Below are 19,799 nucleotides of genomic sequence, written 5' to 3' on the forward strand. Positions count from 1 at the left end.
CCGAACACCGGTGCAAAGATGCGCGCTACCTGCCCAGACACCGTTGGAAGGAGCCTTTGCGATGCAGGGCGACCCCGAGGTCATCGAATTTCTCAACGAGCAGCTGACCGCCGAACTGACGGCGATCAACCAGTACTTTCTCCACGCCAAGATGCAGGAGAACTTCGGCTGGACGAAGCTCGCCAAGTACACCCGGGCCGAGTCGTTCGACGAGATGAAGCACGCGGAGGTGCTGACCGACCGGATTCTCTTCCTCGACGGGCTGCCCAACTATCAGCGGCTCTTCCACGTGCGCGTGGGCCAGACCGTCACCGAGATGTTCCAGGCGGACCGGCAGGTCGAGGTGGAGGCGATCGACCGCCTCAAGCGCGGGATCGAGGTGATGCGCACCAAGGGCGACATCACGTCGGCGAACATCTTCGAGTCGATCCTCGCGGACGAGGAGCACCACATCGACTATCTCGACACGCAGCTGGAGCTGGTCGAGAAGCTGGGTGAGCCGCTCTACCTCGCGCAGCTCATCGAGCAGCCGGAGAGCTAGGCGGCCTCGGGAAGCCCGGCCTCGGGGGCCAGCGCCACGGCGGGCTCTCCCTGGTCGACGAGTTCCCTGCGGGGGCACGCGCCCCGGCCGAGCAGCGCCTGGATGCGCCGTACGCACGAACCACAGTCCGTGCCCGCCTTGCAGGCCGACGCTATCTGGCGGGGGGTGCAGGCGCCGTCCGCCGCGTGCTTCTTCACCTGCGCCTCGGTGACCCCGAAGCAGTTGCAGACGTACACGCGGCTCACCTCCCGGGCAGAAGAGACAGGACGGACAGGATTTATCGACAGCGCCGTCCCGATTGATCGGTGAGGCTAACCTAACCTTACCCACGACTCCGGGCCCACAAAAGCCCCCGTACGGCGGTGGGGCGCGGATCACATGGATCCGCGCCCCACTCGTACGTACTGCCGAAGGCTTACTGGTCGCGGTACATCTCCGCTACCAGGAACGCCAGGTCGAGCGACTGGCTGCGGTTGAGCCGCGGGTCGCAGGCCGTCTCGTAGCGCTGGTGGAGGTCGTCGACGAAGATCTCGTCGCCGCCGCCCACGCACTCGGTGACGTCGTCACCGGTCAGCTCGACGTGGATGCCGCCCGGGTGCGTGCCGAGCGCCTTGTGGACCTCGAAGAAGCCCTTCACCTCGTCGAGCACGTCGTCGAAGCGGCGGGTCTTGTGGCCGGAGGCCGCCTCGTAGGTGTTGCCGTGCATCGGGTCGGTGATCCAGGCGACGGTCGCGCCGGACGCGGTGACCTTCTCGACCAGCTCGGGCAGCTTGTCGCGGACCTTGTCGGCGCCCATGCGGACGATGAAGGTCAGCCGGCCGGGCTCACGGTCGGGGTCGAGGCGCTCGATGTACTGGAGCGCCTCCTCGGCCGTCGTGGACGGGCCGAGCTTGATGCCGATGGGGTTGCGGATCTGCGCGGCGAACTCGATGTGCGCGTGGTCGAGCTGGCGGGTGCGCTCGCCGACCCAGACCATGTGGGCCGAGGTGTCGTACAGCCGGCCGGTGCGGGAGTCGACGCGGGTCAGCGCGCCCTCGTAGTCGAGCAGCAGCGCCTCGTGGGAGGCGTAGAACTCGACGGTCTTGAACTCCTCCGGGTCGGTGCCGCAGGCCCGCATGAAGTGCAGGGCGTTGTCGATCTCGCGCGCCAGCTGCTCGTACCGCTGGCCGGAGGGGGACGACTTCACGAAGTCCTGGTTCCAGGCGTGCACCTGGCGCAGGTCGGCGTACCCGCCGGTGGTGAAGGCGCGCACCAGGTTGAGCGTGGAGGCGGAGGCGTTGTACATCCGCTTCAGGCGCTCGGGGTCCGGGATGCGGGCCTTCTCGGTGAAGTCGAAGCCGTTGACGGAGTCGCCCCGGTAGGTCGGGAGCGTCACGCCGTCGCGGGTCTCGGTCGGCTTGGAGCGCGGCTTGGAGTACTGCCCCGCGATGCGGCCCACCTTCACGACGGGCACGGACGCCGCGTACGTGAGGACGGCGCCCATCTGGAGCAGCGTCTTCAGCTTGTTCCGGATGTGGTCGGCCGACACCGCGTCGAAGGCCTCGGCGCAGTCGCCGCCCTGGAGCAGGAACGCCTCTCCCTTGGCGACGGAGGCCAGTCGGGCGCGCAGCTGGTCGCACTCGCCCGCGAAGACGAGCGGGGGATACGACTCGAGGTCCGCGATCACATCGCGCAGAGCCTCGGCATCGGGGTACTCGGGCTGCTGCGCCGCGGGCAGGTTTCGCCAGGTGTTGCCACCGGTTGCGGTGGTCTTAGCGTTCACGGTCACCTCGTCAACATTACGGGGTCGGGCGCGCCGTCCATTCACCCGCTCACCAAGTGAGACGGAGCAGACACGGAAGAGCGAGGGGCCGCCGCCGCCCGGTCGCCCGCGGTCGGGGCCGCGAGGCAGAGCCCGCGGTGGACGCGGCGCAGCATCATGCGGGCCATGAAGGGGTGGGCGCGTCGCACGGCGCTCCAGTAGAGCCGTGCGCAGGTGGTGTCCGCCCGCACGGCCGTGCTCAGGGTGACGTGCCGCTCGTCGACCAGGATCGAGGCGCGGGCCGTCAGGCCTGCCGTGTTCACGTCCATCAGCAGTTCGCCGCCCTCGCGGGCGATGACGGGGAAGGCGTCGCGCAGGACGCCGGTCCACGCGCCGGGGTCGCGGGGCAGGCCGGCGCGCATGTCCATGCGGTACGCGTCCTGGTAGTCGGGCCGCTCGATGGAGTCCCGGAGCAGGCGGGCCTCCGGCGGCACCTCGACCGTCCGCGGCCGGGGCCACCAGAGCCGGTTGAGCAGGCGGAGCCGGGGCGACCAGCGCACGGGCCGGGCGCAGCCGCCCGCCACCACGCGCTCGATGTTGTCGAACAGTTCTTCCATCATCGAGTCGTGCACCGGCCGGACAGCCGTCGGCCACAGGAGGAAGTCGAGACCGCGCTGCCGTGCCTCAAGCACGTGGCGCACGAGGCAGCGGCCCTCTCCGCGCGGCTCGACCGAGAGCTCGTGGAATCCCTCGTCCGGCGGGGTGAAGGCGAAGCGGACGCGGCGGCCCGGTTCGTACTCCGTGACGGCGTACCTGACCGGGCCGTGGCCGCCGGTCGCGCCCACACCCAGGGGGCGGTCGAAGGTCATCGGGGCCCACTGCGGGGCCGGGAAGACCGGGTCGTCCTCGGCGGACAGCCGGTCGAGCAGCGCGCCGACCTCCTCCGCAGGGGCCTCGAAAAGCCGCTCGTGTTCGTTGCGCACGACACCCATGCCGCACCTCCATACGCTGGCGTATGGTCACCGTACGGTACCGTATGGCCATGGTGCAACGGCAGCGTAAGACGACCCCGGCGAAGCCCCGGATGACCGCCGACGACTGGGCGGACGCGGCGCTGACGGCGATCGGCGAGGGAGGGCTCGCGGCCGTCGCCGTGGAGCCGCTCGCGGTCCGCCTCGGCACCACCAAGGGCAGCTTCTACTGGCACTTCGCCAACCGTGACGCGCTCGTCGAGGCGGCTCTGGACCGCTGGGCACAGCTCCACACCGAGGGGATGATCACCCACGTGGAGGCCGAGCCGGACGTCCGCAAGCGCATCCGGCTGCTCTTCGCCGAGGCGATCACCGCCGCCGCCTCCGGCCCCCTGGAGGTCTCCCTGCTGGCAACCGCAGAGCACCCGCAGGTCGCCGCGGCCCTGCGGAAGGTGACCGAACGCCGCCTGGCGTACGTCGCCGAGCTGTTCGCCGCGCTCGGCTTCCCGGAGGCGGAGGCACGCCGCCGCGGCCTGCTCGCGTACAGCGTCTATCTGGGCCACACCCAGCTCGGCCACGCGGTGCCTTCCGTGGTGCCCGCGGGTGAGGAGCTCGGCGCGTATCTCGACGAGGGCCTCGACCTCCTGATGATGCGCTAGGGTGCCGCACATGCACGCGCAGACGACGACTCGCAACTGGTGGTGGCCCGCTCATCCGGCGGCCCACTGACTGCGCGTACCCACAGACTCGCGAAGGCCGCCCGAGGGGCGGCCTTCCGTGTTTCCCGGACTCTCCGGGCCGGGCCGTTCCTCTCCGAGTGAGAAGGAACAGAACTGATGCAGTTGACCGATCTGCTGTCCGACGACCGCCCGTTCGCCCTGCTGCGCCGCCGCACGCCGGGCCGTGACCATGACACGGTCGAGGTCCTCATCGGCCCGACCGGCACGTACGACCGCCTCGCCGACATCCCCGAGGGCCTCGCGCTCGTGCCCTTCCGGCAGATCCGGGAGCGCGGCTTCGACGTCCGCGACGACGGCACGCCGCTGACCGTCCTCACCCCCGAGGAGACGTACGAACTCCCGCTCGGCGAGGCCCTGGCCTCGCTTCCCGCGCACGACGTGCGGGTCGAGGGCGGGGCCTTCGACGTGGACGACACCGCGTACGCCGACATCGTGGGGCGCGTCCTGCGCGAGGAGATCGGGCGGGGCGAGGGCGCCAACTTCGTGATCCGCCGTACGTACGAGGGCGAGATCCCGGGCTTTGACCGGGCCGACGCGCTCGCGCTGTTCCGGCGGCTCCTGGTGGGCGAGCGGGGCGCGTACTGGACGTACGTCGTGCACACCGGGGACCGGACGCTCGTCGGGGCGAGCCCCGAGGTGCATGTGCGGATGTCCGGCGGGACGGTCGTCATGAACCCCATCAGCGGGACCTACCGCTATCCGGCCGAGGGGCCGACCCCCGACGACCTGCTCGCCTTCCTCGCCGACGGCAAGGAGATCGAGGAGCTGTCGATGGTCGTCGACGAGGAGCTCAAGATGATGTGCACCGTCGGCGACATGGGCGGGGTCGTGGTCGGGCCGCGTCTGAAGGAGATGGCGCACCTCGCGCACACCGAGTACGAGCTGCGGGGCAAGTCGTCGCTGGACGTGCGCGAGGTCCTCAAGGAGACGATGTTCGCGGCGACCGTCACCGGGTCGCCGGTGCAGAACGCCTGCCGGGTCATCGAGCGGTACGAGCCGTCCGGGCGGGGCTACTACGCCGGCGCCCTCGCGCTCATCGGCCGGGACGGCGGCGGCGCGCAGACGCTGGACTCCCCCATCCTGATCCGTACCGCCGACATCTCCGCGGCCGGGAAACTGCGCGTACCGGTCGGCGCGACGCTGGTGCGCGGCTCCGACCCGGCGGGCGAGGTCGCGGAGACGCATGCGAAGGCGGCCGGGGTGCTCGCGGCGCTGGGGGTGCGGCCCGGGCGCCCGCGCGAGGAGTGCGCGCGGCCCGCCCTGGCCGACGATCCGCGCGTGCGGGCGGCGCTGGACGGGCGGCGGGAGCGGCTCGCGCCGTTCTGGCTGCGGATGCAGGAGCGCGGTGACGCACTGAGCGGGCACGCGCTCGTCGTGGACGGCGAGGACACGTTCACCGCGATGCTCGCGCACGTCCTGCGCTCCTGCGGCCTTCAGGTCTCGGTGCTGCGGTACGACGCACGGGGGCTGCGGGAGGCGGTGCTCGTGCACGAGGGGCCCGTCGTGCTCGGGCCCGGCCCCGGCGACCCGTCCGACCTCACCGACCCGAAGATGCGGTTCCTGCGCTCACTGGCGGCGGAGGTGATCCGCGACCACGAGTACGGCGTGCTGGGCGTCTGTCTCGGGCACGAGCTGATCGCGGCGGAGCTGGGCCTGGAGATCGTACGGAAGGAAGTGCCGTACCAGGGCGCGCAGACGGGCATCGACCTGTTCGGGCGTGCCGAGACCGTCGGGTTCTACAACAGCTTCGTGGCGCGCTGCGACGACGAGTCCGCGGCAGAGCTGGCCGCGCACGGCATCGAGGTCAGCGGGGACGGGGCGAGCGGCGAGGTGCACGCGGTGCGCGGGCCTTCCTTCGCCGGGGTGCAGTTCCACCCCGAGTCGGTGCTGACGCTGCGCGGGGACCGGATCGTGCGGGAACTGCTCGGTCAGGTGTTGGCGACGGCGGGGACGAGGACGTTCTCGGAGCGGCGGCCCTCCGTGTAGTCCAGGACGTTTTGCACCGTGGTCTCGATGATCTGGGCGACCGCGTCCACGGTGTAGTACGCCTGGTGGGACGTGACGACCACGTTCGGGAACGTGACGAGGCGGGCCAGGGTGTCGTCGGCGACGACCTCCAGGGACTTGTCGAGGAAGAACAGGCCCGCCTCGGCCTCGTAGACGTCGAGACCGACGCCGGTGAACCGTCCGGCGCGCAGCTCCACGACGAGCGCCTCGGTGTCGATCAGGCCGCCGCGGCTGGAATTGACGAGGATCGCGTCGTCCTTCATCGACCGCAGCGCGTCGGCGTCGATGAGGTGCTGCGTCGACGGGAGCAGCGGGACGTGCAGGCTGACCAGATCGGCCTCGGCGAGGAGCCGGTCCTTCTCGACGTACTCCATGCCCAGCTCGACGCAGGCGGGGTTCGGCACGGCGTCCCAGCCGAGCAGGCGCATGCCGAAGCCGTGCGCGATCCGCGTGAACGCCTCGCCGATCCTGCCGGTGCCGAGCACGCCGACGGTGCGGCCGCGCAGGTCGCGGCCCATCAGCCCGTCGAGGCGGAAGTCGAAGTCGCGGGTGCGGTTGCTGGCGCGGACGATGCGGCGGTTGACGGCCATGGCGAGCGTCCAGGCGAACTCGGCGACGGAGTACGGCGAGTACGACGAGACGCGGGCGACGGTCAGGCCAAGGCGTTCGGCGACCTGAAGGTCGATGTTGTTGAAGCCGGTGGAGCGTTGGGCGATCAGCTGCGTGCCGCCGGCGGCGAGGGTCTGGAGCACCCGGTTGTCGAGGGTGGCGTTGACGCTGGAAGAGATGATCTCGTAGCCGGCGGCGATGGGCGCGGTGTCCTCGTTCAGGAACACGTCGAGGCAGCGGACGTCGTGGTGCCCCTCGAAGGCCTTCTCCATCAGCGGCTTTTCATCGGACTGCACGCCAAATGCGAGTATTTCCATGGATGTGAGTCTATTGACCGGTTTCCGGGACGGCACCCGGGGGGGGGGCCGTCCCGTCGCGTTCCGGCTGTCCGCGCGGGTCAGTCGGCGACCGGTTCAGCCGAAGAAGACGCCGACTTCCGCGTACAGCGCCGGGTCCACCGTCTTGAGGCGGGCCGTGGCCTCCGCGATCGGTACGCGGACGATGTCCGTGCCCTTGAGGGCGACCATCTTGCCGAAGTCCCCGTCCCGCACCGCGTCGATCGCGTGCAGCCCGAAGCGGGTGGCGAGCCAGCGGTCGAAGGCGCTGGGCGTACCGCCGCGCTGGACGTGCCCGAGGACCGTGGTGCGCGCCTCCTTGCCGGTGCGCCCCTCGATCTCCTTGGCGAGCCACTCGCCGACCCCGGAGAGCCGCACGTGCCCGAAGGAGTCCTGCGTGCCGTCCTTGAGGACCATCTCGCCGTCCCTCGGCATCGCCCCTTCAGCGACGACGACGATCGGGGCGTACGACGCCTTGAAGCGCGAGGCGACCCACGCGCAAACCTGGTCGACGTCGAAGCGCTGCTCGGGGATGAGGATGACGTTCGCACCGCCCGCGAGGCCCGAGTGCAGGGCGATCCAGCCCGCGTGGCGGCCCATCACCTCGACGACGAGGACGCGCATGTGGGATTCGGCGGTGGTGTGCAGCCGGTCGATCGCCTCGGTGGCGATGCCGACGGCCGTGTCGAAGCCGAACGTGTAGTCGGTGGCGGAGAGGTCGTTGTCGATGGTCTTCGGGACGCCGACGACCGGGACGCCGAACTCGTCGGTGAGGCGGGCGGCGACGCCGAGCGTGTCCTCGCCGCCGATCGCGATGAGCGAGTCGACCTCGTGCTTGGCGAGGTTCTCCTTGATGCGGCGCACCCCGTGCTCCACCTTGAAGGGGTTGGTGCGCGAGGAGCCGAGGATGGTGCCGCCGCGCGGCAGGATGCCGCGGACCGCGGGGATGTCGAGCGGGACGGCGTCGCCCTCCACCGGACCGCGCCAGCCGTCCCGGAAGCCGACGAAGTCGTAGCCGTACTCCTGCACGCCCTTGCGGACGACGCCACGGATCACGGCGTTGAGCCCGGGGCAGTCGCCGCCTCCGGTCAGTACGCCAATTTTCTTGGCCCCCATGGAAGTGTCCCTTCGCCTCAGTGACCTGACGCGGGTCACGCTAATGGTGACCCAGGTCACTACGGGACGGTGCGAACGGTCAATTCCCCTGTATGTGGCCGGAGTTGATCACAGGCGTTCACTCGTACGAGGGGTCAGGCGTCGTCCGCCCTGTCGATGCCCCGCTCTATCGCGTACCGCACGAGCTCCACCCTGTTGTGCAGCTGGAGCTTGCCCAGGGTGTTCTGGACGTGGTTCTGCACGGTGCGGTGGGAGATGACCAGGCGCTCGGCGATCTGCTTGTAGCTCAGGCCCTTGGCGACCAGCCGCAGGACCTCCGTCTCACGGTCGGTGAGCCGCGGGGCCTTCGGGTCGTCCGGGGTGCCGGCCTCGGGCTCGGTGGCCAGGCGGCGGTACTCGCCGAGGACCAGACCGGCGAGGCCCGGGGTGAAGACGGCGTCGCCTTCGGCCGTGCGCCGCACGGCGTCGATCAGCTCTTCCGTGGACGCCGACTTCAGGAGATAGCCGGTGGCGCCTGACTTGACCGCCTCCAGGACGTCGGCGTGCTCGCCGCTCGCGGAGAGGACCAGGACGCGCAGCGCGGGGTTGGCGGCGACCAGCTCCTTGCAGACCTGGACGCCCGGCTTCAGCGGGAGGTTCAGGTCGAGGACGAGGACGTCGGGCGCGGCGGCCTGGGCGCGGCGGACCGCCTGCTCGCCGTCCCCCGCGGTGGCGACGACGTCGAGGCCCGCCTCGGCGAGGTCGCGGGCGACCGCGTCGCGCCACATCGGGTGGTCGTCGACGACCATGACCCTGACCGGGCCCGCTCCCCCGCCGGTGTCCGTGGACGGCTCCCGCCGCTGCTGTCCCTGCTCGCTCTTCATGCTTTTCCTGCCTTCCCCCGTGCTTCCCGCGCCGCTTCGCGCGGGACTCTCAGTTCCACTTCCGTCCCCTGGCCCGGCACCGAGATCAGCTCGGCCGTGCCCCCGAGCTCCCGCAGCCGCCCCCGGATCGACAGGGCGACGCCGAGGCGCCCCTCCCCCTCGGCCTCGGCGAGGCGGCCCTCCGGGATGCCCGGCCCGTCGTCCCTGACCGTCACGACCACCTCGCCCGGCTCGTCCTCGACCAGGATCCAGGCGTGCGCCTCGGCTCCGGCATGTCTGCGGACATTGTCCAGGGCCGCACCGACAGCGGCCGCCAGCTCCCTCGCGGCGGGCGGCGCGAGCAGCACCGGGGCCCCCGGTTCGGAGAGGGTCACCTTGGACCCGGCGTACGGGACGAGGAGGGAGCGCAGATCGCGGGGCGCCGTCTCGTCGGCGGCGCCGGTCTCGTCGTCCGGTTCCTCGACGGCCCGTACGAGCGCACCCTGCGAGGCGTCCTCCGAGGCGCGCGAGGCGGGCACCATGCCGCCGGCGACCAGCGTGCGCAGCGCCACCTCCTGCTCGCCCGCAAGCCGCCCGAGCTCCGCCGCCTCGCCGCCGATCGCGGTGCCGCGCCGCTGCACCATGGCGAGGACCTGGAGGACGCTGTCGTGGATGTCGCGGGCGAGCCGTTCGCGCTCGCGGGTCGCGGCCTCTATCTCCAGGGCGCGGGCGAGGGTGCGCTCGGAGGCGCGGGCCACCTCCACGACGTATCCGATGGCGATGGAGGCGATGCAGACCAGCAGGACGTTGTGGATGGTGTCGCGGCTGAAGGCCCCGCGCTGCACCACGTTGGCGACGCCCACCAGGAGCGAGGCGAAGGCGGCCCAGCGCCAGCCGCCCTTGATGGCGTACGCGAGGACGGCGCCGGCGGTCCATATGGAGGGCAGCGTCGGGCCGCCCTCGACGATCCGCTGGTGCGAGTCGGCCAGCGGCGTCAGGAGGATGCCCACGAGGGCGACGGCCAGGTCGATGACGAGGAACCGCTTGGTGCAGCTCGCGGCGTTCGCCACGCGGCGCAGCGTGCCGAGCGTCCAGCCGGCGAGCACCACGTAGTAGGCGATGGCCACCCAGGGGCGGTCCAGTTCCTCGTGCGCCGTCGTGAAGAGCCCGATCGCGTACAGCATCGTGAGGACGCGGTAGCCGGTGAGGGCACGCCAGAGCGGCTGCTCGACCGACATCCTCATGACTCGCTCGCGCTTGGCCATGCCCCCCAGCTCCCCCAGTCCCCCACGCGGTGTCCCCCGGCTGCTACTTCTCGCCCGCCTTGGCGGCCTTCGCGGCCTCGCTGAGCTGGCGCTTGGCGGCCGTCGCGTACACGTCCACGTACTCCTGGCCGGAGAGCTTCATGATCTCGTACATGACCTCGTCGGTCAGCGCTCGCAGCACGAAGCGGTCCTGCTCCATGCCCTGGTAGCGGCGGAAGTCGAGCGGCTTGCCGATGCGGATGCCGGGGCGCATCAGTTTCGGCAGCACCTTGCCGGGTGGCTGGATCTTCTCCGTGTCGATCATGGCCACCGGGATGACCGGGGCGCCGGTGGCGAGCGCCACGCGCGCGAGGCCGCCCGGTTTGCCGCGGTACAGGCGCCCGTCGGGCGAGCGCGTGCCCTCGGGGTAGATGCCGAAGAGCTCGCCGCGCTCCAGGACCTCGATGCCGCTCTTGATGGCCGCCTCGCCCGCGCCGCGCGCGCCGGAGCGGTCCACCGGGAGCTGGCCGACGCCCTTGAAGAAGGCGGCGGTCAACTTGCCCTTCACACCGGGCGAGGTGAAGTACTCCGCCTTGGCGATGAAGGTGACCTTGCGGTCGAGGACCGCGGGGAGGAAGAAGGAGTCCGAGAACGAGAGGTGGTTGCTCGCGAGAATCGCGGGGCCTTCGGCGGGGACGTTCTCAAGGCCCTCCACCCAGGGCCTGAAGCCGAGCTTCAGCGGCCCTCCGATGGCAACCTTCATTGCGCCGTAGATCAAACCGAGTGCCTCCTGTTTCTGTGGATCAGACCTTAACCCGCGGTACGGCCAATGGGCCCGACGACCCTGGTCGGTGTCAGTCCGGTCGCGTACGGTGAGGTACTCCCTACCCCCCTTGCCACGTCTCACGAAGGAGACCGAAGGTGCCGGTCCTCCCCGGAGCCGAGCCGTACCGCCACGAAGGCGGCGAGGTCGGCGTCCTGCTCTGCCACGGCTTCACCGGATCCCCGCAGTCGCTGCGCCCCTGGGCCCAGTACCTGGCGGAGCGCGGCCTGACCGTCTCGCTGCCGCTGCTGCCCGGACACGGCACCCGCTGGGAGGACATGCAGGTCACCGGCTGGCAGGACTGGTACGCGGAGGTGGACCGCGAGCTGCGCGGCCTCCTGGAGCGGTGCGCGCGGGTCTTCGTCTTCGGCCTCTCCATGGGCGGCACGCTCACGTTGCGCCTCGCGGCCAAGCACGGCGACGCGATCAGCGGCATCGTCCTGGTCAACCCTGCGAACAAGCTGCACGGCCTCTCGCCCTACGCGCTGCCGGTCGCCCGGCACCTCGTGCGGACGACGAAGGGCATCGCCAGCGACATCGCCAAGGAGGGCTCGGTGGAGATCGGCTACGACCGCGTGCCGCTGCACGCCGCGCACTCCATGCGCGTGTTCTTCCGCATGGTCGACGCCGAACTGCCGCAGGTGACGCAGCCGTTGCTGCTGCTCCACAGCCCGCGGGACCATGTGGTGCCGCCCGCCGACTCGGCCCGCGTCCTCAGCCGCGTCTCGTCGACGGACGTCACGGAGATCTTGCTGGAACAGAGTTACCACGTGGCGACGTTGGACCACGACGCGGACCGGATCTTCGAGGAGAGTCACGCGTTCATCGGCCGGCTCGCTCCCAGCGTCGGTATGGAAGGGACGGCCAGCGGTGGCTGAGCACGAGGCGGACCGGGACGAGAGCCGCGACGAGAGTCGCGAGCCGGAGAAGGACCGCGAGCCCGGGAAGGACAAGGCGGCGCCCGAGGACGGTCTGCCGCTGGACGAGGACGCCGCCTGGCAGGCGATCGTCGCGGGGTACGGCGAGGAGCCGGCGGACCCGCCGGGCGCGAAGCCCTTCAAGTCGGTCGAGGACCTCGCGCTCCTGGAGCCGGAGTCGAACAGCCCGGTAGACGGCCCCGCGAGCGGCCTCACCAAGGGCCCCGGCACGGACGCCAAGGGCCCCGACAAGACCCCCGGAAGGGGCGCCGCCGACCCGGCCGACGAGGCGGGCCCCGGCGCGGGCAAGCCGCTCGGCAGCTCCGTCTCCTTCGCGCCCGGCGTCGGCGGCGGTGGCCCCCGCGACTACACCACCCCGGAGCCCTCCGAGGACGACTTCGACGCGGACGACGAGGGCCACTTCGTGCCGCCGGAGCCGCCGCCGCTGCCCGAGGCCGACGTGACGGCCAAGTTCGCCTGGCTCGCCGTGCTCGGCGGCCCGCTCCTCATCCTGCTCGCCGTGCTGCTGGGCTGGCAGATGACGTGGTGGCTGACCACGCTCGGCCTCGGCGGCTTCCTGGGCGGCTTCGCCACGCTCGTGGTGCGGATGAACAGCGGGGACGACGACGAGGACGACGACCCGGGGCGCGGCGCGGTGGTCTGAGGCCCCGGGCCTCACCGGGCAGACGGGACCCTGAGGGCGGCCAGCACCGGCAGATGGTCCGTGGCCGCCCTCAGGTCCGCCTCGGTCACCCCGGGCAGGCCCAGCGGCACACCGCAGCCGAGGACCTCAACGCCCGGCGTGACGAACAGCGCGTCGATGCGCTGGTGCGGATCGTCCGGCGTCGAGGTGTGCTCGCCGCCCCACGGCTCGGCCGTCCAGCAGTCGCGCAGCTCGGCCGCGAGCCTGCGGAATGTACGCCCCTGAGGCCGTTCGTTGAGGTCTCCGCCCGCGACCGCGTGCTCCACGCCCAGCTCCGCGAGGCGGTCGAGCAGCATCCCGCCCTGCGCGTACCGCTCGTCGGTCTGGAGGCTGAGGTGACAGCTGAGGACGCCGAGGCGGGCGCCCCCGAAGCGGACGACGGCGCTCGCGAAGCCTCGCCGGTGCAGCCCCGGGGTGAGGGGCAGCAGCACGTCCTCGGTCCGCTCGACGGTGGCGCGCAGCGAGCAGAGCAGCGCGGGCCCCGCCGCGGTGCCGCCGCCGGAGAGGATCACGAGATCGGCGGCGCGCGCGAGGCGGGCCAGCTTCTTGCGCCAGCGGAAGAACCGCGGCGCCTCCTGGATCAGGACGAGGTCGGGGGCGCAGGCGGCGATGACCCGGGCGAGCGCGTCGGTGTCGTCGCGCATCGATCGGATGTTGTAGCTGAGCACCCGGACGACCGCCGAACCGTCGGGATCGGTGCGGGAGTTGGGGAGCGTACCCATGGGACTCGTCGACATGGCGATCAAGATACGACAGTGCCCGCCGCTCCCTCGCGGGGCGCGGCGGGCACTGGTGTACGGGCCGGACCGGGCCGGACCGGGCCGGGCGGTCACATGACGGGGTCGGGCTCCCGCGCCAGGTCGGCGGCGCCGACGAGGCCCGCCTTGTTGCCGAGCTGGGCGGCGATGACCTGGGCCTCGGGGCGCCAGGCGGCACCGACGAGCCAGCGCTTGAAGGACTTGCGGATCGGGTCGAGGACCAGCTCGCCCTCGTCCGAGAGGCCGCCGCCGACGATGAACGCGGACGGGTCGAAGAGCGAGGCCAGGTCGGCGAGGCCGGCGCCGGCCCAGCGGGCCAGCTCGCGGTAGGAGTCGATGGCGACGGCGTCGCCCTGCCGCGCGGCCATGGAGATGTGCTTGCCCTCGATGCCCTCGGGGGTGCCGTCACCCAGCGAGAGCAGGAACTCGGCGTTCTCCGGCGTCGCGTTGGCCCGCTGGCGGGCGTAGCGCACGAGGGCGCGGCCGGAGGCGTACTGCTCCCAGCAGCCCTGGCTGCCGCAGCCGCAGAGCAGGCCGTCCGGGACCATCCGGATGTGGCCGAACTCGGCGGCCACGCCGAAGTGCCCGCGGCGCAGCTTGTTGCCGATGATGATGCCGCCGCCGAGGCCGGTGCCAAGGGTGATGCAGATGACGTTGCGGTGGCCCTTGCCGCCGCCGAACTTGTACTCGCCCCAGGCGGCGGCGTTGGCGTCGTTCTCCACGACGACCGGCAGGCTGACGCGCTTTTCGACCTCGTCCTTGAGCGGCTCCTGCCGCCAGTCGATGTTCGGCGCGAAGTAGACCGTGGAGCGCTGGCGGTTGACGTACCCGGCGGCGCCGATGCCGACGCCGACGATGTCGTGACCGGCCCGCGCGCCTTCCACGGCGGAGGCGATCGCGTCGACGATGGCCTCGGAAGTACCAGGGGTCGGCACCTTGAAGGTCGAGAGGATGTTGCCGTCCTCGTCGACCACTCCGGCCGCGATCTTGGTGCCGCCGATGTCGACGCCGATGGTGAGTCCCATGAATCCCTCAGTTCGATCGAGCCCCGCTACGGCCCACCGTACCCGAGGGGGGTCAGTCGAGATCGATGTGTTCCCCGCCGGCGGTGCCCTCGTCGCGGCGGCCGGGGCCCCGCGCGTCGCCGCCCGAGGTGTCGTCGCCGCGGGTCCACCGGCTTTCCTGCTTCTCGACCGCCGAACGGTAGGCGGCGAGCAGCTCGGAACCGGCCGCCGCCAGGTGGTCGAAGACGTCGGGGTTGCGCTCGATCACCGGCTCGACCACGGCCTTCGCCTGCTGGACGACCTGCTTCACGGTCTGCTCGACGGCGCCCTGCGCGGCCGCGCCGAGCAGCGGTGCCTGGAGCCCGGAGAGCTTGTCGGAGACGGCGTCGACGAGCTTGCGCAGCTCCTCGGCGGCCGAGCCGGGCGGCGGCCCGTACTGGGCGCGGCGGCGGGCCTGCTCCGCCGCGAGATCCTCGGCGCACGCCTGCTCCCAGGCGTCGGCGTCGACGTCGGCTTCAGAGGCTTCGGGGCCTTCGCGCCCGGTGGCATCGCTCATGCCACTCGACGTTACCCGAATGGCGGCAGCCCGTTCACCGTGCGCGTGGGCCGGATCGCGAGCGGATCTTCAGCGTTCCCGCGGCCACAGGCCGGGGTCCGGCGCGAACCGCACCCTCAGCTCGCCCTCGCGCAGCCCGGCCCCCGCGACGGTGCAGCGGCGCAGCGCGGACGGCAGGGTGACGATGCGGCGGAAGACCCCGGCGGTGATCACGAGGTCGTCGCCGCGCCGGATCAGGCCGAGTTCCTCGCGTACGACGCCGGGGAGCGGGATGTGCCATACGTACGCGTGGTTCTCCTCGTCGGCGGGCGCCGCGGTGACGGGCCACTGGACGGGGGCGGGGGCATCGGTGCGGCCGGGCAGGCCGAGGGCGGTGAGGTCGTCGGTGCCGCGCGGGTCGTGGCCGAGGTGGCGGACCGTGGTGACCTGCTCATACTCCGTCTCCCAGGCGGCCAGCGTCTTGTGCTGCTGGGCCGCGAGCGCCGCGAGCCAGGTGTCGGCGGAGGCGTCGGGGAGCAGGCGGTTGGCGACCAGGAGGTCGGCGCGCAGGCCCTGGAGGGCGAGGCCGGTGGTGGCCGCGTCAAGGGCGTCGGCGCCTGCGGGGCCCGGCTCCGCGACCAGGCGGACGGTGGTGGTGGGCGCCTCGATCACGGCCTGGGCGGCGGCGAGGTCGTCCTCCCAGCGGGCGGCGGTCTCGTACAGCCAGGCGGCCGGCATGGGGACGCCGGCGAGGCGGCCGAGCATGGGGCGCAGGGCGCGGGCGGCCTGGCGCTCGGGCGGCAGCAACTTGCGGAGGTAGCGGCGCAGCTGCTCGGGGAGCGCGAGGACGGCCAGGGCTTTGGGGGCGGGTGGCAGGTCGACGACCACGGTGTCGTACGTGTCGTCGCGGGCGGCGTCGCGCAGGGCGCGCAGCAGGGCGAGCTCCTCGGCTCCGGGCAGCGGGGTCAGCTCCTCGGCGTCGATCCGGTCGGCGCCGAGGAGGTCGAGGGCGGAGGCGGCGCGGTCCTGGAGGGCGGCGAGGTCGTCGCGGAAGCGGTCGTCGGGGGTGAGGCGACGCGCCGTGAGGCCGGGGTGCGCGTGCGGTCCGCCGAGTACGGCGCCGAGGGTGTCGGTGCGGTCGGCGCTGAGTACGAGGACCCTGTGGCCCGCGTCCGCCGCGGCGAGTGCCGTGGCGGCGGCGACGGTGGTCCGGCCGGAGCCGCCGGGGCCGGTGACGAGGAGGGTGCGCATAAGGGTGAACGGTACGGCAGCGGGGGGTGGGGGCTGGGGGCGCCCACTCGCCGTGGGGGGGCGGTTTTTTGGCGGGTGCGGGTGGGGGGTGGTTGCTCGCGCAGTTCCCCGCGCCCCTGGAGGTGGGGGGTGCGGGCTCTGTTTCGGCTGGACGTGCGTCGTGGTTGCTCGCGCAGTTCCTCGCGCCCCTGGGAAGTGCCGAGGGCCGGTGCCTTCGCGGGTGCGGGTGGGAGGCAGGGGCTTCGCCCCGGCCTCCCCTTAGTTCGCTCTCAGGCCTCTTTGGACTCCACGCGCTTCTTCAGGCCTGCCAGTGCGCGGTCGATGATGACCTTCTCGGCCTTGCGCTTGATCATGCCGAGCATGGGGATCTTGACGTCTACGGTCAGGCGGTACGTGACCTCCGTGCCCGTGCCCTTGGGCTTCAGGAGGTAGGTGCCGTCCAGGGAGCGCAGCATCTGGGACTTGACGAGGGTCCAGCTGACCTCGTCGTCGCCGGTCCAGGTGTAGCCGAGGGTCTGGTCGTCCTTGATCGCGCCGGCGTCCATGACGAGGCGGACCTCCTTGGCGCGGCCCCGCTCGTCGGTGGCGAGGACCTCGGCCTCCTTCACCTCGCCCGTCCAGTCGGGGTAGCGAGCGAAGTCGGCGATCACTCCCATGACCTCGGCCGGAGCCGCCTCGATCACGATGCTCGAGCTGGTGTGTTCCGCCATCGCTGTGGCTCCTCCAGATGCGGTCGGGTCCGGTACGGCACGTCTGCCGCGTGAAGGCTACCGCGCGCCGCCGGGTCACCACTCCAGGGCCCATGGCCTTCCGGACCCGGCGAAGTGGCCGACGTTCACGCACTCCGTGGCGCCCACCCGCATCCGCTGGACCAGCGGCTGGTGGACGTGGCCGAAGAGGGCGTACTTGGGGCGGGTCCTGCGGATGGCGTCGAGCAGGGCACGGCTGCCTCGCTCGAAGCGGCGGGCCACGGTGTCGTAGAGCAGCTCGGGGACGTCCGGCGGGATGTGGGTGCACAGGACGTCGACCTCGCCGACGGCCTCGATCTTGGCGGCGTACTCCTCGTCGCTGATCTCGTAGGGAGTCCGCATGGGGGTACGCAGACCGCCGCCGACGAAGCCGAAGACCCGGCCGCCGATCTCGACGCGCTCGCCGTCGAGGACGGTGGTGCCGGGCCCGGCGTATTCACGCCAAAGAATCGGCATGTCGACATTGCCGTAGGTGGCGTACGTCGGCGTCGGGAAGGCGGCGAAGAGTTCGGCGTACTGCTTGCGGACCGCCCGCTCGATCGCCGGGCCGCGGTCGACGCCCGCCCACAGCCGCCTGCCGAACTCCCTGGCCTCCTCGAAGCGGCGGGCGGTGCGCAGCTCCACGAGCCTGCTGGCGTTCCGCGCCCCGAAGAGATCGGGGAAGATGCCGCGCGAGTGGTCGGCGTAGTCGAGGAAGAGGACGAGGTCGCCGAGGCAGACGAGCGCGTCGGCGCCGTCCCCCGCGCGGGCGAGGTCCGCCGCGTTGCCGTGCACGTCACTGACCACGTTGACCCGGAAAGCTGGCATGCCGATCACCCTAGGACGGCCGCGGGGCGGACGGTAGGGGCCCAGGTCAGGGGCTGGACCTGCGGTTACTTCCGAGTCGGGAAGACGGTGGCGTACTGTGCGGTTCAGACCACGACGACGTGTGACGCACCGAACATCTGGCCCTGCCCCCCTACCGAACAAGCCATACCGGTGGGTAACGTCCGGGCAGTCCAGTAGTGCTCAGCCCCCCACTCGACTGAGCACCTGCCCGATCTTGGACCGCACCGTCGCAGCACACAACGTCGTGGCGCCGGCGCCCTATGTAGGAGCAGCAGTCTTGCGCGAGTTCAGCCTTCCGGCCCTGTACGAGGTCCCTGCGGACGGCAATCTGACCGACATCGTCCGTAGAAATGCCGCGCAGCACCCGGATGTCGCCGTCATCGGCCGCAAGGTCGACGGCAGCTGGCAGGACGTCACCGCCAAGGCCTTCCTCGCCGATGTGCGCGCCACCGCCAAGGGCCTGATCGCCGCCGGCGTGCGGCCCGGCGACCGCGTCGGCCTGATGTCCCGCACCCGCTACGAGTGGACACTCCTCGACTTCGCCATCTGGAGCGCGGGCGCGGTGACCGTGCCGGTGTACGAGACGAGCTCCCCCGAGCAGATCCAGTGGATCCTCGGCGACTCCGGCGCCGTGGCCTGCGTCGTCGAGCTGGACGCGCACGCCGCCGCCGTCGAGTCCGTGCGCGAGAGGCTGCCCGCCCTCGCGCACGTCTGGCAGATCGACAAGGGCGGCGTCGAGGACCTGCGGCGCACGGGCGCCGACGTCTCGGAGGAGACGGTCGACGAGCGCGGCGCCGCCGCCAAGGCCGACGACCCGGCCACCATCGTCTACACCTCCGGCACCACGGGCCGCCCCAAGGGCTGTGTCCTCACGCACCGCAGCTTCTTCGCCGAGTGCGGCAACGTGGTGGAGCGGCTCAAGCCCCTCTTCCGCACGGGCGAGTGCTCGGTCCTGCTCTTCCTGCCCGTCGCGCACGTGTTCGGGCGGCTCGTCGAGGTCGCCGCGCTGATGGCGCCGATCAAGCTCGGCCACGCGCCGGACGTCAAGAACCTGACGGACGAGCTCGCCTCCTTCCGGCCGACCATGATCCTGGGCGTGCCGCGCGTCTTCGAGAAGGTCTACAACTCGGCGCGCGCGAAGGCGCAGGCCGACGGCAAGGGCAAGATCTTCGACATGGCCGCGGACACGGCCATCGCGTACAGCCGGGCGCTCGACACGCCCTCGGGTCCGTCCCTCGGCCTGAGGATCAAGCACAAGATCTTCGACAAGCTGGTCTTCAGCAAGCTGCGGGCCGTTCTCGGCGGTCGCGGCGAGTACGCGATCTCCGGCGGCGCCCCGCTCGGCGAGCGGCTCGGCCACTTCTTCCGCGGCATCGGCTTCACGGTCCTTGAGGGGTACGGCCTCACCGAGTCCTGCGCGGCCACCGCCTTCAACCCCTGGGACCGGCAGAAGATCGGTACGGTCGGCCAGCCGCTGCCGGGGTCGGTCGTACGCATCGCCGACGACGGCGAGGTGCTGCTCCACGGCGAGCACCTGTTCTCGCGCTACTGGAACAACGAGGACGCCACCGAGGAGGCGCTCGCCGACGGCTGGTTCCACACCGGCGACATCGGCACCCTCGACGAGGACGGTTACCTGCGCATCACCGGCCGCAAGAAGGAGATCATCGTCACCGCGGGCGGCAAGAACGTCGCCCCGGCCGTGATCGAGGACCGTATCCGCGCGCATGCGCTGGTCGCCGAGTGCATGGTCGTCGGTGACGGCCGGCCGTTCGTGGGCGCGTTGGTCACGGTGGACGACGAGTTCCTGGGCCGGTGGGCGGCGGACCACGGGAAGCCCGCGGGCTCCACGGCGGCGTCCCTCCGTGACGACGCGGATCTGCTCGCGGCGATCCAGAGCGCGGTGGACGACGGCAACGCGGCGGTCTCCAAGGCGGAGTCCGTGCGGAAGTTCCGTGTCCTCGACTCCCAGTTCACGGAGGAGTCGGGGCATCTGACGCCGTCGCTGAAGCTGAAGCGGAATGTTGTGGCGAAGGATTACGCGGACGAGATCGAGGCGATTTACCGCGGGTAGCGTGGGCGGGG

Annotated in this window: 21 protein-coding genes; 7 read left to right on the plus strand and 14 right to left on the minus strand. The window is 71.6% G+C overall.

Features of this window, described 5'->3' with window-relative positions; translation table 11 throughout:
* Positions 1 to 61 precede the first annotated feature (61 nt).
* Positions 62 to 541, plus strand: a complete 480-nt coding sequence (gene bfr, locus ACF062_RS01825) for a bacterioferritin (protein WP_223774152.1) — start codon at positions 62 to 64, stop codon at positions 539 to 541.
* On the opposite strand, the gene ACF062_RS01830 is transcribed toward bfr, so the two are convergent.
* The 3 genes from ACF062_RS01830 to ACF062_RS01840 form a co-directional block, all read right to left on the minus strand.
* The gene (locus tag ACF062_RS01830) at positions 538 to 786 is read right to left on the minus strand and encodes a bacterioferritin-associated ferredoxin (protein WP_392134379.1); all 249 of its coding nucleotides are present in this window, start codon (positions 784 to 786) and stop codon (positions 538 to 540) included. The two genes, bfr and ACF062_RS01830, sit on opposite strands and share 4 nt — an antisense overlap.
* Positions 787 to 956: 170 nt before the next feature.
* A complete protein-coding gene (locus ACF062_RS01835; protein WP_223774154.1) occupies positions 957 to 2,309 on the minus strand; it encodes a class II 3-deoxy-7-phosphoheptulonate synthase in 1,353 nt (450 codons plus the stop codon).
* Positions 2,310 to 2,344: 35 nt separating this feature from the next.
* Entirely contained in the window at positions 2,345 to 3,274 is a 930-nt protein-coding gene (locus tag ACF062_RS01840; protein ID WP_392134383.1) for an SRPBCC family protein, read from the minus strand.
* 44 nt (positions 3,275 to 3,318) lie between these two features.
* On the opposite strand from ACF062_RS01840, the gene ACF062_RS01845 reads away from it, so the two are divergent.
* From ACF062_RS01845 to ACF062_RS01855, 3 genes are all read left to right on the plus strand, one after another.
* Positions 3,319 to 3,912 (plus strand): TetR/AcrR family transcriptional regulator, encoded by a 594-nt coding sequence (locus tag ACF062_RS01845; protein ID WP_392134386.1) that lies wholly within the window; start codon positions 3,319 to 3,321, stop codon positions 3,910 to 3,912.
* Positions 3,913 to 3,922: 10 nt separating this feature from the next.
* A complete protein-coding gene (locus tag ACF062_RS01850) occupies positions 3,923 to 3,982 on the plus strand; it encodes a trp operon leader peptide (protein ID WP_106977022.1) in 60 nt (19 codons plus the stop codon).
* Positions 3,983 to 4,089: 107 nt separating this feature from the next.
* Positions 4,090 to 5,979: an anthranilate synthase family protein gene (locus ACF062_RS01855; RefSeq protein ID WP_392134388.1), complete on the plus strand. Its 1,890-nt coding sequence runs from the start codon at positions 4,090 to 4,092 to the stop codon at positions 5,977 to 5,979.
* On the opposite strand, the gene ACF062_RS01860 is transcribed toward ACF062_RS01855, so the two are convergent.
* The 5 genes from ACF062_RS01860 to ACF062_RS01880 all read right to left on the minus strand — a co-directional run bounded on the left by ACF062_RS01860 (position 5,922) and on the right by ACF062_RS01880 (position 10,921).
* Positions 5,922 to 6,926, minus strand: coding sequence for a 2-hydroxyacid dehydrogenase (locus ACF062_RS01860; protein ID WP_392134391.1), 1,005 nt, complete (start codon positions 6,924 to 6,926; stop codon positions 5,922 to 5,924). The genes ACF062_RS01855 and ACF062_RS01860 overlap by 58 nt on opposite strands.
* Positions 6,927 to 7,022: 96 nt before the next feature.
* Entirely contained in the window at positions 7,023 to 8,060 is a 1,038-nt protein-coding gene (locus ACF062_RS01865) for a 6-phosphofructokinase (protein ID WP_392134394.1), read from the minus strand.
* A gap of 134 nt (positions 8,061 to 8,194) precedes the next feature.
* Positions 8,195 to 8,923, minus strand: a complete 729-nt coding sequence (locus ACF062_RS01870; protein WP_392134397.1) for a response regulator — start codon at positions 8,921 to 8,923, stop codon at positions 8,195 to 8,197.
* Positions 8,920 to 10,167: a MacS family sensor histidine kinase gene (gene macS, locus ACF062_RS01875; protein ID WP_392134400.1), complete on the minus strand. Its 1,248-nt coding sequence runs from the start codon at positions 10,165 to 10,167 to the stop codon at positions 8,920 to 8,922. The genes ACF062_RS01870 and macS overlap by 4 nt, the downstream gene beginning before the upstream one ends.
* A 43-nt stretch (positions 10,168 to 10,210) precedes the next feature.
* A complete protein-coding gene (locus ACF062_RS01880; RefSeq protein WP_223778988.1) occupies positions 10,211 to 10,921 on the minus strand; it encodes a 1-acyl-sn-glycerol-3-phosphate acyltransferase in 711 nt (236 codons plus the stop codon).
* A gap of 146 nt (positions 10,922 to 11,067) precedes the next feature.
* Here ACF062_RS01880 and ACF062_RS01885 point away from each other — a divergent pair, with 146 nt between their 5' ends.
* A complete protein-coding gene (locus ACF062_RS01885; RefSeq protein ID WP_223774161.1) occupies positions 11,068 to 11,847 on the plus strand; it encodes a carboxylesterase in 780 nt (259 codons plus the stop codon).
* Entirely contained in the window at positions 11,840 to 12,550 is a 711-nt protein-coding gene (locus ACF062_RS01890; protein WP_392134403.1) for a hypothetical protein, read from the plus strand. Before ACF062_RS01885 ends, ACF062_RS01890 begins: the two co-directional genes overlap by 8 nt.
* Positions 12,551 to 12,561: 11 nt before the next feature.
* Here ACF062_RS01890 and ACF062_RS01895 read toward each other — a convergent pair whose 3' ends face one another.
* The 6 genes from ACF062_RS01895 to ACF062_RS01920 form a co-directional block, all read right to left on the minus strand.
* Complete coding sequence (locus ACF062_RS01895; RefSeq protein WP_392136425.1) at positions 12,562 to 13,311, minus strand: endonuclease/exonuclease/phosphatase family protein; 750 nt, start codon at positions 13,309 to 13,311, stop codon at positions 12,562 to 12,564.
* A 107-nt stretch (positions 13,312 to 13,418) separates the two neighbouring features.
* A complete protein-coding gene (locus ACF062_RS01900) occupies positions 13,419 to 14,372 on the minus strand; it encodes an ROK family glucokinase (protein WP_223774164.1) in 954 nt (317 codons plus the stop codon).
* Between the two features lie 52 nt (positions 14,373 to 14,424).
* A complete protein-coding gene (locus ACF062_RS01905) occupies positions 14,425 to 14,907 on the minus strand; it encodes a DUF5304 domain-containing protein (RefSeq protein WP_356579859.1) in 483 nt (160 codons plus the stop codon).
* Positions 14,908 to 14,976: 69 nt separating this feature from the next.
* A complete protein-coding gene (locus ACF062_RS01910; protein ID WP_392134408.1) occupies positions 14,977 to 16,137 on the minus strand; it encodes an ArsA family ATPase in 1,161 nt (386 codons plus the stop codon).
* Positions 16,138 to 16,406: 269 nt separating this feature from the next.
* Positions 16,407 to 16,847, minus strand: a complete 441-nt coding sequence (locus ACF062_RS01915; protein WP_392134410.1) for an SRPBCC family protein — start codon at positions 16,845 to 16,847, stop codon at positions 16,407 to 16,409.
* 75 nt (positions 16,848 to 16,922) lie between these two features.
* Positions 16,923 to 17,693, minus strand: coding sequence for a metallophosphoesterase (locus ACF062_RS01920; RefSeq protein ID WP_392134413.1), 771 nt, complete (start codon positions 17,691 to 17,693; stop codon positions 16,923 to 16,925).
* Between the two features lie 298 nt (positions 17,694 to 17,991).
* Between ACF062_RS01920 and ACF062_RS01925 the strand changes: the two genes are divergently transcribed.
* Positions 17,992 to 19,788 (plus strand): AMP-dependent synthetase/ligase, encoded by a 1,797-nt coding sequence (locus tag ACF062_RS01925; protein WP_392134416.1) that lies wholly within the window; start codon positions 17,992 to 17,994, stop codon positions 19,786 to 19,788.
* The last annotated feature ends 11 nt before the right edge of the window (positions 19,789 to 19,799 follow it).

The sequence above is a fragment of the Streptomyces sp. NPDC015345 genome, assembly GCF_043078805.1.
Taxonomy (GTDB): Bacteria; Actinomycetota; Actinomycetes; order Streptomycetales; family Streptomycetaceae; genus Streptomyces.